The 12,447-nt window shown below is 58.0% G+C and carries 9 protein-coding genes; all 9 read left to right on the plus strand.

The window, feature by feature from the left end; genetic code table 11:
- Positions 1-8: 8 nt before the first annotated feature.
- The 9 genes from ACWGXE_RS08120 to mtnA all read left to right on the plus strand — a co-directional run bounded on the left by ACWGXE_RS08120 (position 9) and on the right by mtnA (position 12,419).
- Positions 9-959, plus strand: coding sequence for a bifunctional riboflavin kinase/FAD synthetase (locus ACWGXE_RS08120; protein ID WP_447602762.1), 951 nt, complete (start codon positions 9-11; stop codon positions 957-959).
- Positions 917-2,443, plus strand: a complete 1,527-nt coding sequence (gene tilS / locus ACWGXE_RS08125) for a tRNA lysidine(34) synthetase TilS (RefSeq protein ID WP_447602764.1) — start codon at positions 917-919, stop codon at positions 2,441-2,443. The genes ACWGXE_RS08120 and tilS overlap by 43 nt, the downstream gene beginning before the upstream one ends.
- A 4-nt stretch (positions 2,444-2,447) precedes the next feature.
- Positions 2,448-2,999, plus strand: a complete 552-nt coding sequence (gene hpt, locus ACWGXE_RS08130; RefSeq protein ID WP_447602766.1) for a hypoxanthine phosphoribosyltransferase — start codon at positions 2,448-2,450, stop codon at positions 2,997-2,999.
- Between the two features lie 88 nt (positions 3,000-3,087).
- Complete coding sequence (gene ftsH / locus ACWGXE_RS08135; RefSeq protein WP_447602768.1) at positions 3,088-4,902, plus strand: ATP-dependent zinc metalloprotease FtsH; 1,815 nt, start codon at positions 3,088-3,090, stop codon at positions 4,900-4,902.
- 165 nt (positions 4,903-5,067) lie between these two features.
- Entirely contained in the window at positions 5,068-5,955 is an 888-nt protein-coding gene (gene folP, locus ACWGXE_RS08140) for a dihydropteroate synthase (RefSeq protein ID WP_447602769.1), read from the plus strand.
- Positions 5,948-7,297, plus strand: a complete 1,350-nt coding sequence (gene glmM, locus ACWGXE_RS08145) for a phosphoglucosamine mutase (RefSeq protein ID WP_447602771.1) — start codon at positions 5,948-5,950, stop codon at positions 7,295-7,297. The genes folP and glmM overlap by 8 nt, the downstream gene beginning before the upstream one ends.
- A 21-nt stretch (positions 7,298-7,318) precedes the next feature.
- Positions 7,319-9,865 carry a DNA internalization-related competence protein ComEC/Rec2 gene (locus tag ACWGXE_RS08150; protein ID WP_447602773.1) on the plus strand — a complete coding sequence of 849 codons (2,547 nt, stop codon included), beginning with the start codon at positions 7,319-7,321 and terminating at the stop codon, positions 9,863-9,865.
- A 328-nt stretch (positions 9,866-10,193) separates the two neighbouring features.
- A complete protein-coding gene (locus tag ACWGXE_RS08155; protein ID WP_447602775.1) occupies positions 10,194-11,261 on the plus strand; it encodes a DegT/DnrJ/EryC1/StrS family aminotransferase in 1,068 nt (355 codons plus the stop codon).
- Positions 11,262-11,387: 126 nt separating this feature from the next.
- Positions 11,388-12,419 carry an S-methyl-5-thioribose-1-phosphate isomerase gene (gene mtnA, locus ACWGXE_RS08160; protein ID WP_447602777.1) on the plus strand — a complete coding sequence of 344 codons (1,032 nt, stop codon included), beginning with the start codon at positions 11,388-11,390 and terminating at the stop codon, positions 12,417-12,419.
- The last annotated feature ends 28 nt before the right edge of the window (positions 12,420-12,447 follow it).

Consider the following 12,447-nt stretch of genomic DNA (forward strand, 5'->3'; position numbering starts at 1 on the left):
GACTTCGTATGAATGTGTTCCGAGGGCTCACCACTCCGGTCGAACGACCCTATCCGGTCGCGACCATTGGAAACTTCGACGGACAACATAGAGGCCATCGCTCTCTCCTCGATATCGTGGTCGCCACGGCAAGGCGGTTGCATGGCACGGCGGTCGTGGTCACGTTCGACCCTCATCCCGTCAAAACGCTAGCGCCGCACGTTGATCTGAAATTTTTGACCTCGCCGGAAGAAAAATTGGCTCGCTTTGAGGAAGCAGGCATACAAGATGTGGTATTCCTCAACTTTACGGCAGCCTTCGCGGCTTTTACACCGGCAGAGTTTGCCTCGCATGTCCTGAACAAGGGGCTCGGTTTGCGGGAATTATTTGTCGGAGAGCATTTTTCGTTTGGGAAGGGGCGGGCCGGGAAAGTTAGCGACCTTGTACAACTCGGAGCGCAATTGGGGTTTCAGGTTCATGCCGTGCCTCCGGTCAAGTTGGATGGAGAAGTCGTCAGTTCGACGCGCATCCGCCACCTGATCCAGGCCGGCGATATGCCGAAGGCCGCGCGGTTTCTCGGCCGACCGTATGCCATCGGTGGGGAGGTCATCCATGGCGATCATCGGGGTCAGTCATTGGGATGGCCCACCGCCAATCTCGCGGTTCCTCCCGAACGAATCCTCCCACCGGACGGGGTCTATGCGGCGGCGACTCTCTGGCAGGGGAAGCGTATGGAATCGGTGGCTTATATCGGGACGAGACCGACCTTCGGCGCCCGTGAACGGATCATCGAGGTGTACATTTTGGATCAACAACTGGGCCTGTATGGCGAACGCATTACTGTCCAGTTTATTGAGCGCCTCCGTGCCGATATGGCATTCAAGTCGGCGGAAGCCTTGGCCGAGCGAATCGAACAAGATGTGCAGGAAGCTCGAACATGTCTGAGACGGGCCTCACGGATGGCGGAAGTGATTCCGTGATCGCGCTTGAAGCGCCAGCGAAATGCGTTGCTTTCTCCGAGTCATCGTTGGTCCGGCGCGTGATCGCAGTTAGCCGGCGGCGGTGCCTGTTTCAACCTGGAAATAAAATTTTGGTGGCGGTCTCGGGAGGGCCTGATTCGACGGCACTGCTGTGCCTGCTGCATGGTCTTCAACGGGAGTGGGATCTCGATTTGTCGGTTCTTCATGTAAATTACGGGTTGAGAGGGACGGAATCGGATGAGGATGAGAATTTTGTCCGGCGACTCTGTCATCGCCTGGCGGTTTCTTGCATCGTGAGAACGGCTGATTTGTCGCATCGGGTGAAGGGCCCTCATCCAACGTCGCTGCAGGAACAAGCCAGAGATATTCGGTATCGCATCATGAAAGAGGTAGCCGCCGCGCAGAGCGTGGATAAGATTGCGCTTGGGCATACGGCCGATGACCAAGCCGAAACGATTCTCTTGTGGCTATTGCGAGGGGCAGGGTTGACCGGGTTGGCGGGCATGCCGATTGTGCGGGAGGGCCTTTTCATCCGGCCGCTTCTCTCCATCACCCGGCCGGAGTTGATTGCCTATCTTGCATCCCGTGAGATCGAGTTCCGCACCGATTCGACGAACGCGAAATCCCTGTACCGGCGGAACAGAATCCGGCACGAATTGATGCCTTGTATCACCTCGCTTGCGCCGTCGTTCATGAGGCTCATGGAGCGCCAGAGCGATGTACTGAGGGAAGAAGATCGATTGCTGGAACAGTTGGTGACGGACTGGCTGCCGCGGGTATTGACCCGGCGGGAAGGACAGCACATCTTCGACCGGTCGGTCTTGTTAAATGCGCCGCTGGCGTTGCAACGCCGTCTGGTGCGCCGGGTTCTTCGTCTCCTGAACCATCGCGGTGTCGCGTCACGGTTTGCGGTGGTGGATACCATTCTCCGGCAGATTGTGGCGGGATCTTCCGGCGCCCGCTTGACCGCCGGAGGAATTGAGGTCGTCCGAGAAGGAGGGATGATTCGATTCACGCGGGACGCGGAATCAAAATCGGCCCCACCCCTTAGACCGGCTATACCGATCGACGGCATCGACATTGATATCCCGGGATACGTCACATGGCCCGGTACCGGCGAGCGGATCGCCGTGGAACTCGTGGCGGGTATGCGCGCCCGAAAACTTCTACGATCGCACTCCAAGCGGGTCGCGCTTTTCGATGCGTCCACGTTTACACCCCGCCTTGTCGTTCGGGGATGGCAGTTTGGCGATCGATTTGCGCCGTCGGGTTTGCACGGGAAACAGAAGAAATTGCAGGATTTCTTTATCGACAGTAAGCTGAGCCGGTCGGATCGGCGACGGATCCCGTTACTCACGGCTCCGGAAGGTATTCTGTGGATCGTGGGGCACCGAGCCGATGAGCGTTTCGCGGCAACGTCCTCGACCAAGACGTTCGTCATGGCGTTCATTTCCACCGGCAGCTCAATGGAAGGACGGGATTGATACTATGGAGCGGTTGTTCGGTCGTCCGATCGTGACCCAGGAACAGATGCGAGCCCGGATCCGCGAAATGGGCCGGCAGATTACGAACGACTATGCAGGGAAGGATCTGATCCTTATCGGGGTCTTGAAGGGCGCCTATGCGTTCTATGCCGATCTCGCCCGCGCGATTCGGATTCCCATGAGAGTCGATTTTATCGTCGTGACCAGTTACGGCTCGCGGTCCAAAACGTCCGGCAAGGTCAAACTCGTGTCCGATCTCACCGAGGAGGTGAAGGGCAAAGACCTGCTGCTGGTGGAAGACATTATCGATTCGGGATTGACGATCAGTTACTTGATGAAGACGCTCGCAAAACGCAAACCACGCTCTGTCAAGATTTGCACCCTCCTCAGTAAACCGGAGCGCCGTGTCGTCGACGTCACCATCGACTACGAAGGCTTCCGCATCCCCAACAAGTACGTTGTCGGATACGGCTTGGATTATCAGCAGAAGTATCGGAATTTGCCGTATCTCGCCGTGCTCGATAAGGTCGATGAACCGGAGCAGGAGTCGGCCTGAAGTGTTGTCACCCCGGCGTAACCTGTGTTAACATTTCCAAGATTCCCGATTGGTTCCGGTCTGCCTGGAGCCTGCAAAGGAGAGGTGGATGAATTCACGTGTTAAGAACCTACTGTTCTGGGTCGTGGTCGGCCTCTTCATGATCCTGCTCTTCAACCTGTTCAGCGTTCCGACCCACGCACCTGAAGACGAAGTCATTTTCAGTGACTTCATGGCCAAATTGGACAAGGGCGAGGTCATGAAGGTCACGATTAAAGCCAATCATGTCAGTGCGATTTTGAAGGATCAAAGCCGGATTCGGACTTATACGGCCGAATATCCGGAGCTGGTCAAATCGCTGCGCGACAAGGACGTCCAGATCGAAGCGAAGCCGCCCGATGAAAGCCCTTGGTATATCACTTTTCTTGTGACCTGGGGCCCGTTCATCCTGTTCCTTGGTTTGTGGTTCTTCCTCATGCGCCAAATGCAAATCGGCGGAAACAAGGCGCTCTCATTCGGAAAGAGCCGCGCCCGCATGCTCACCGAGGAGCGGAAGAAGGTAACCTTCTCCGATGTCGCCGGGATCGATGAAGCGAAAGAAGAAGTCCTCGAAATCATCGAATTCTTGAAGGACCCGAGAAAATTCCAAAAACTGGGCGGTAGGATTCCGAAGGGTGTCCTGATTGTCGGTCCTCCGGGAACGGGAAAAACCTTGTTGGCCAAAGCGATCGCCGGAGAAGCGGGCGTGCCGTTTTTCAGCATCAGCGGATCGGACTTTGTGGAAATGTTCGTCGGGGTCGGCGCGTCACGCGTGCGGGATCTTTTTGAACAAGGAAAAAAGCACGCGCCCTGTATCATTTTCATTGATGAGATCGATGCCGTCGGCCGGCTTCGCGGGGCCGGATTGGGCGGAGGACATGATGAGCGCGAGCAGACGCTGAATCAACTTCTCGTCGAGATGGACGGCTTTGATACGACGGAAGGAGTCATTCTCATCGCGGCGACCAATCGGCCGGATGTCTTGGATCCTGCTTTGCTCCGTCCGGGCCGTTTTGATCGCCAGGTGGTCGTGAATCGGCCGGATCTCCGGGGCCGCTCCGAGATTCTCAAGGTCCATACCAAGAAAGTGCCGCTCGCGTCCGACGTGGAGTTGGACAAGATTGCTCGTGGCACCCCGGGATTCTCCGGTGCGGATCTGGAAAATCTCGTGAACGAGGCGGCCTTATGGGCCGCTCGACAAAACAAAAAGGAAGTCGAGTTCATCGACTTCGAGATGGCCAAAGACAAGGTTCTGATGGGAGCCGAGCGCAAGAGCATGATCCTCAGCGATGAGGAAAAGCGTATTACGGCTTATCATGAGGCCGGCCATGCATTGATGGCGAAATTGCTTCCCGGGACGGATCCCGTGCATAAGGTGACCATTATCCCGAGAGGCCGCGCGCTGGGAGTCACGATGCAGCTGCCCACGGATGATCGCCATAATTATTCCAAGGAATTCTTGTACAACACCCTGGCCATTCTCATGGGAGGCCGGGTCGCCGAGGAACTCGTCCTGAAGAATGTCACGACCGGGGCAGGAAATGATCTGGAGCGGGCGACCGACCTGGCTCGGAAGATGGTGTGTGAGTGGGGCATGAGCGAGAAACTCGGACCGCTGACCTTCGGCAGAAAAGAAGAGGAGATTTTCCTGGGCCGTGAGATCGCGACCAAACGTGATTTCAGCGAGCAGGTAGCATTGGAAATCGATCTTGAAATCAAGCGGCTCGTCAGTGAGAACTACGAACGGGCCAAGCGGCTGTTAACTGAAAATATGGTCATTCTGAAGGCCTTGGCTCAGGCACTGCTCGAAAAGGAAGTGCTTGATGCGCCGGAAATCGATCAGATTCTCATGCAAGGGTCCGCCCCGCAGACGGTTCCTGCCTGACAGTTCCCGAGAAATGGAGCGAATTCTCCAGATGCGCGGAGTTCGTGCTCCAGGCCGCATTGGAAAGCCGGAGCGGCCGCTGCCGACCCTCCGTCCTGCCTGTTGTCCGCGCCGCAACCAGTCCATAGCACGCCTGCCCACGCTCCGTAACGACCTGCCCAACCTATGACTTCTCCAACTCCAGATCGCTTGATTGTCAATGCGGGGCATTACCGGCTGCAATGCTCCGACCGGCCGCTTCTCATGGGAGTGCTGAACGTCACCCCCGATTCGTTCTTCGACGGCGGCTTGTACGAAGATGAGGCGGCTGCAGTGGCGCGCGCCAAGGACATGGTAGAAGAGGGAGCCGATATCATCGACATCGGAGCCGAATCTTCTCGGCCCGGTTCGTCGCCCATCACCGAAACAGAGGAATTGCGGCGGCTGATTCCCATCGTGGAAGCCGTGCATGATGCGGTCTCTGTTCCTCTCTCAGTCGACACGACGAAATCGGGTGTTGCCCGACGCGCCATTCAAGCAGGCGCCGTGATTGTCAACGACATCAGTGCTATGACGTTTGATTCAGATATGGCGCGCGTCGTATCGGAATCGGGAGCGGCCGTCGTCCTGATGCATATGCAAGGAGTTCCACGCACCATGCAGCGGGCGCCCCGGTATGGCGACATCGTCGAAGAGGTGCATACCTTCCTTGCGGATCGCGTTCAGGCGGCCAAGGGAGCCGGGATCTCTCGAACGCAGATCATCCTTGATCCGGGCATCGGGTTTGGTAAGCTGCTGGAGCATAACTTGACATTGTTGGCTCGTCTGAAAATGCTGAGCGACCTTGATCGTCCCCTCCTCGTTGGAATTTCTCGCAAAGGCTTCATCGGCCAGATCCTTCACCGATCCGTGGAGGATCGCCTGTTCGGCACGGCGGCTGCCGTGGCACTCGCGGTTCGGCAAGGCGCCGGCATCCTGCGGGTCCATGACGTGGCGGCCATGTGCGATGTGGTTCGAACCGCGGCGGCTATTTCACACTACACCGATCAGATTCACGAGGTGCCTCATGCGTAAGCTTTTCGGCACGGACGGGGTGCGCGGGGTGGCGAACCTCGAACCCATGACCAGTGAAACGGCCATGCAATTGGGCCGCGCCGCGGCGCATATCTTTATGCGCCGCGCAGGACGGCATCAGATCGTGATCGGCAAAGATACCAGGTTGTCCGGCTATATGCTGGAAGCGGCGCTGATTTCCGGTTTATGCTCAATGGGCGTCGATGTCCTGTTGGTGGGACCCATGCCGACTCCAGCGATCGCGTTCCTGACGCGGAGCCTTCGGGCCGACGCCGGCGTGGTCATTTCCGCTTCGCATAATCCCTATCAAGACAACGGGATTAAGTTCTTTTCGAGCGACGGTTTCAAACTTCCCGACGAGGTCGAATCGAGGATCGAGCAGTTGATCGTCTCCAATGAAATCCATCATCTTCGTCCGACCGCCGATGCCATTGGAAAAGCCTTTCGCATCGACGATGCGGAAGGCCGTTATATTGAATTCGTGAAGCGGTCCCTGCCGAAGGATTCGGATTTTCAGGGTATGCGTCTCGTCGTAGATTGCGCCAACGGCGCGGCCTATAAGGTCGCCCCGGCGGTATTGCGCGAGCTTGGAGCCAAAGTCGAGGTGCTGTGCGACAAACCCGACGGCATGAACATCAACGCCGGCTGCGGCGCCGTGCATCCCGAGCAGCTGCAGGACGCGGTCCGTTCTCATGGGGCGGACCTCGGTATTGCGCTGGACGGAGACGCCGATCGGGCGATTTTCGTCTGCGAAGAGGGCAAAATCGTCGACGGGGATCACGTCATGGCGGCGCTGGCGCTGGATCTCAATGCCCGGGGCGGATTGGCGAAACAGACGGTCGTCGGAACCGTGATGAGTAACTTCGGACTGGAGTTGGCCATGGGCAAGGCCGGCATCGAGTTACGTCGAACGCCGGTCGGTGACCGATACCTGATGGAACGTATGTTGGCCGATGGATATAATTTCGGCGGCGAGCAATCGGGACATTTCATTTTCCTGGACCACAACACGACCGGTGACGGACTGATTTCGGCTCTGCAAATATTATCGCTGATGAAGCGAACCCAAAAACCCCTCTCCGAGCTTGCGAAGGCCATGACCGCGGTGCCCCAAGTATTGGTGAACGTCAAGGTGAAGGAGAAATGCGATCTTGCGGGGCTGCCGGATATTCAGCAAGCCATACAGGCGGGCGAACAACGGCTCAACGGCACCGGAAGAATTCTGGTGCGCTATTCCGGCACCGAGCCGGTATTGCGAATCATGGTTGAAGGGGAACGGGACGTGACGATTCGCGACGTCGCAGATCACCTGGTTCAGACAGTCCGCGCCCGCCTCGGCTAGCCGACTTCCACGGCAGAGCCGATGCTGCCTGCATTCACCGCCGTCTTTTCTACCGGTCTGCTGCTGGGCTCATACCTTCCGTATTTTCCTCTGCTGACTACGGTCCTGTTGATCGGGTGCGCTCTCTTTCCAGGCGCCGCCGAGCGAGGTCCCGTGCAGTTCCCCCGGGGTGGAGTCGGTCTCTATGCGGCGCTGGTCCTCGGCCTGTTGTATTGGCATGTGTTTGGTTGGATCGCACCTGCCGTTTCGATCCCGGACGAGCAGAAATCGCCGGCGCGAAGCTACATTGGAACGGTCGTAGAGCCGGCGCAGCACGCTCAGGATCGCGTCACGATGGTGCTCAGACTTGATCCTGTCATGGTCGCGTCAACCGGTGTTGCTGGTGCGGGACGGGTACGGCTCGTGTGGAGGGAATCGAGTCAATCGTATGCTCGAGGTGACCGAATTGAATTTCAAGGGGTTCTTCGAGCGCCACACGGTGCCATGAATCCTAGGGGCTTTGACTATGCGGGATATCTACGGCGACAGGGAATCGGCGCTGTTGCTACGGTATCGGGATCCGATGCAATCCGTCTTATTGAGTCTGGGACAGATTCCCCGCGATGGTGGTTTTGGCATCGGGTCGATGAATGGAGAGACAGCATCCGGGCGGTCGCATCCAAGGATCTCAGCCAGCCCGTGCTCGGCGTATTTCTGAGTCTCATCATTGGCGAGCGGGGATACTTGGCGCAAGATGTTCGGGATTGGTTCATGGCCACCGGGACAGTTCACATTCTGTCGATTTCCGGGTCGCACCTTGGATTGGTCGCCATTGTAGCGTACGGTCTGTTCCGACGGTGCCTTGTCTTGCTCCCCTGGACGTGGCTGCTCGCTCTCTCAAGATGGACGACGCCCACCAGGCTCGCGGCCCTGTGGACCATCGTCCCTGTCACCTCGTACGCCATCCTGGCCGGGGCGGAGACGGCCACTATCCGGTCATTACTGATGGTGGCGACCGCATTGCTTGCGGTATGGCTCGGTTATCGCCGGCATCTGCTCCATGCCCTCGCCTTCGCCGCTTTGGTCATCCTTCTCGATGATCCACGGGCCTTATTCGACATCTCCTTTCAATTGTCGTTTGTCTCCGCCGGAGCGATCGCCTGGCTGGTTGATCAAACAAGCTGTAATAGCGAACCTTCGGAAACCGCGCCGTCTTGGTTTGAAAAGGGGCTGCAATGGGGCAGGGAATCGCTCGTCATCAGTGCCTGGGTTAGTCTGGCCACTCTTCCGCTGGTAGCGTTCTACTTTAATCAGATCGCCTGGATAGGGCTGGTGGCGAATATTATGGTGGTCCCGGTCACCGGCTTGCTGCTCGTACCAATCGGGCTGGCCGCGGCATTCTGGCACATCGCTATGGGCGGGGACAGCCTCCCGGCTGCAGCGATCATCGATCTGCTGACCGCTTTTGTCATAGAGGGGGTCCGGCTGATCGCCCGTTTTCCGGCGGTTGAGGTCTTTGTTGCGGCCCCCACGGTGCCGTTGATGGGCCTATTCTATTGGCTCGGCTATCTTCTCGCCACGAGGCCGCTCAATGGCCCGGTCCGCGCAGCCGCCACTCTTGGACTGAGCTTGATCGTTGGCTGGTGGATCTGGTCGCCGCGGCCGTTCCATGCGACCGGCGACCACTTGCGGGTGACGTTTCTTGATGTCGGCCAGGGAGACAGTGCGGTGGTGGAGTTTCCGGATGGGAAGGTCGCTCTCATTGACGGCGGCGCGGCCTATGAGCGATTCGACATGGGGCGAAGTGTCGTGGCTCCCTATCTCTGGAATCGGGGTATCCGACGTGTCGATCATGTGGTCGCCTCTCATCCCCAGCTCGACCATGTCGGCGGGCTGCCGTCGGTCATCGACCATTTTGCCGTTGGTCATGTGTGGAGCAACGGTTTATTCCGTGATGAAGGCTTCTGGAAACGGCTTGAAACATCAATAAAGAATAAGGGCCTCTCCATAGAGATCGCCCACGAGGGGCTCGACCTCTGGTCTACCGATCATTGCCATATGAATGTGGTGAGTCCGGAACGGACGATGGTGCACCGGTATGTCGAACGGCCGAGCCTCCACGCCAAAGGGCTGAACGACTCTTCGATTGTGATCGACATTGCGTGCGGCGAGCGATCGTTGTTGTTTACGGCCGACTTGGAACGGCACGGACTGGTGTCGATGCTGAGCCGTTACGGTTCTCGTCATGTGACGATTTTGAAGGTGCCTCATCACGGAGCGCGCAGCTCGTTTGATCCACATTGGCTGACATCCATACGTCCGGAGGTCGCCGTATTCTCCGTCGGTGTTCATAATCAGTATAGGCATCCGGCTCCCGATGTTGTTGAGGCCTACGTATCGGCCCAGGCCGCTGTGTATCGCACCGATCGTGACGGCGCGGTGTGGGTGGACCTGGATCTCGCGACATCCGCGTTCCGTGTTCATCGCACCCTCGAGTGGATGCTGCAGCCTGTGACCTTGTCACTATCGGATCCATTGAAGGAATTCGAGAATGTCCATCGGCTCTGGCGCAAATGGAACTGGCTATGAACCAATGTCGAGCTGTCGCTCAGTTTCTTGTGATCTGCGATGCCTGCCAGGCAGTAGGATGGAAGGCGGCACAATGGCCGATACTCAGGGTAGATCAACGAGATAATCTATCGTGCTTCTGTCGCGCTATGATCAGTGTGACGAGGAAAGAAACTCGGCTTGATGCTACCGTGGTCTCCAAGAATATCTTGTGTTATGAGTATCGGTAGACGCACAATTTCGCCCGAATCCGAGGCATGAGCCGGCATGCAGTCTTTGAGTTTCGGTCGATGAACCGGTCTCTGAGCAATCTCTGCTCTGAGAGCCCCGGCCGTGTAACGCACTCATCATGACGTTGATTCCCCATTCTCGTCCCTCGATCGGCCAGGAAGAAATTCGGGCGGTGACCGACGTGCTGCGTTCGGGCCAAATCACCGAGGGGCCATGCGTCAATCAGTTCGAGCGCGGGATGGCGGCTTATTTGGGCGTATCCGGCGGGGTGGCGGTTCACTCTGGGACGGTCGCCATTGAGTTGGCGCTCCGTGCTTTGGGCATAGGGCCGGGCGATAATGTCATCATTCCAAGCTACGTCTGTTCCGCGCCTTGGCTTGCGATTCAGCGGGTCGGGGCACAGGCCCGTGTGGTCGACATTGATCTTGAGACGTTTAATCTCGATCCGGGAAAGGTTCGGCGGGCCAGAACGGTGAGGACGAAAGCCGTCATCGTACCGCATCTGTTCGGCCTTCCCGCGGACCTCACGGCGCTGCAGGCGCTCGGCATCCCGATCATCGAAGATTGCGCCCAGACACTGGGCGCAATGGAGCAGGGGCGTGCCGCGGGAACGGTCGGTGTGTTGACCGTCTGTTCATTCTATGCCACGAAATTACTGTGCACAGGCGAGGGAGGGATGGTGCTCTCGAATGATCCGGTCTTGCTGGAGCGGGTTCGGTCGTTGCGGGAATACGACCAGGCTCCGTCTCTGAATCCTTCGGCGTTCAATTGCAAAATGACCGAGCTGCAAGCTGCGCTCGGACTCGCGCAACTGAATCAACTGGGATCCTTTCTGGAGCGGCGGACGGCGTTGGCCGCGGAATATCGGGCGGGGTTAAAAGACACCAAAGTTTTATTGCCGGTCGTTCCCATGGGCCGAACCCATGCCTATTACCGGTTCGTTGTCAGGATTCCGAAAGGGACCCATTCGCCGGACGAATTCACCGCGCTGTTGTCGCGCCTCGAACATCGCGCCGTCCAATGCCGGAAACCCGTATTTCGCCCGCTGCATCGCTATTTGGATCTATCGGATTTTCCCGCCAGCGAAGAAGCGGACCAGACGGCGATTTCTATTCCCATTCACCCCTCGATGTCGGATGAAGATGTGGCGCGTGCGGGACATGTGTTACAAGAGGAGCTGCGGTGACTACAGACTGTTTGCTTGTTACGGTGGCCGGCGATCCGAGCCGCCGGGCACGGTCGAAGGATGCCAAGAGTTATCGGGGCTTCACGCGTTCGTGCTACGAAACCATTTGTCACGGAGATGTGTCCCATGGTGCCGACGGTAGCATGGAAAGATAACGCCGTTTGCCTGTTGGATCAAAGCCGGCTACCCCAACATGTCGAATTCCTGATGTGCCGCGACTATGTGGCTGTCGGGCGAGCCATTCGAGAGCTTAAAGTTCGGGGGGCCCCCGCGATCGGCGTGACAGCCGCCATGGGAATCGCGCTCGGCGCCCGATCGCTGGAGGCAGCCGACTACGACGGATTTTCCAAATCCGTCCTGACCATCTGCGATCATCTCGCCGCCACGAGACCGACCGCCGTGAATCTGTTCTGGGCGATCGACCGCATGAAGCGAAAATTGAGGAGCCTCCGCGCGGCGCCGATCGATGAGATCAAAGGGGAACTGATCAAAGAATCTCAGGCCATACTCGATGAAGATATCACGCTATGCAAAACCATGGGCCGCCACGGCGCCGGTCTCATCCAAGACGGCCAGACGATTCTGACTCATTGCAATGCGGGGGCTTTGGCCACCGCGGGATATGGAACGGCATTGGGCGTGGTGCGCGCCGCCTGGGAAGCCGGAAAAAAGATCAAGGTCATCGCCGACGAGACGAGGCCGGTGCTTCAGGGGGCTCGGCTGACGGCGTGGGAACTGATGGAGGACAAGATCCCTGTCACGTTGATCACCGATAACATGGCCGGCTCACTCATGAGACAAGGCATGATCCAACTCTGCATCGTTGGCGCCGACCGGATCGCCGCCAACGGCGACGTGGCGAATAAAATCGGAACCTACTCGGTCGCCGTCCTCGCGAAAGCCCATGGCATTCCGTTCTACGTGGCCGCCCCCTACTCGACCATTGATCTTGGGACGAAATCCGGCCGGGACATCCCGATCGAACAACGCAATCCGTCAGAAGTGACAAGGGTCCACGGCGGAGATCCGATCGCGCCCTCCGGGATCGACGTGTACAATCCTGCCTTTGACGTGACGCCGGCCGAGCTCATCACCGGCATCATCACCGAACGGGGTGTCTTCCAGCCGGGGGAGCTGCAGCGGCACTTTCAGCAATAGAGTCATCGCTCCATTGCCTATTGCATGC

Source organism: Nitrospira sp. Nam80, assembly GCF_965152575.1.

What these genes read in the sequence shown, in the direction of transcription:
- tilS (WP_447602764.1), top strand. Translation starts at nt 917, where the DNA reads ATGTCTGAGACGGGCCTCACGGATGGCGGAAGTGATTCCGTGATCGCG.
- mtnA (WP_447602777.1), top strand. Translation starts at nt 11,388, where the DNA reads ATGGTGCCGACGGTAGCATGGAAAGATAACGCCGTTTGCCTGTTGGAT.
- folP (WP_447602769.1), top strand. Translation starts at nt 5,068, where the DNA reads ATGACTTCTCCAACTCCAGATCGCTTGATTGTCAATGCGGGGCATTAC.
- glmM (WP_447602771.1), top strand. Translation starts at nt 5,948, where the DNA reads ATGCGTAAGCTTTTCGGCACGGACGGGGTGCGCGGGGTGGCGAACCTC.
- ACWGXE_RS08150 (WP_447602773.1), top strand. Translation starts at nt 7,319, where the DNA reads ATGCTGCCTGCATTCACCGCCGTCTTTTCTACCGGTCTGCTGCTGGGC.
- ACWGXE_RS08155 (WP_447602775.1), top strand. Translation starts at nt 10,194, where the DNA reads ATGACGTTGATTCCCCATTCTCGTCCCTCGATCGGCCAGGAAGAAATT.
- ftsH (WP_447602768.1), top strand. Translation starts at nt 3,088, where the DNA reads ATGAATTCACGTGTTAAGAACCTACTGTTCTGGGTCGTGGTCGGCCTC.
- ACWGXE_RS08120 (WP_447602762.1), top strand. Translation starts at nt 9, where the DNA reads ATGAATGTGTTCCGAGGGCTCACCACTCCGGTCGAACGACCCTATCCG.
- hpt (WP_447602766.1), top strand. Translation starts at nt 2,448, where the DNA reads ATGGAGCGGTTGTTCGGTCGTCCGATCGTGACCCAGGAACAGATGCGA.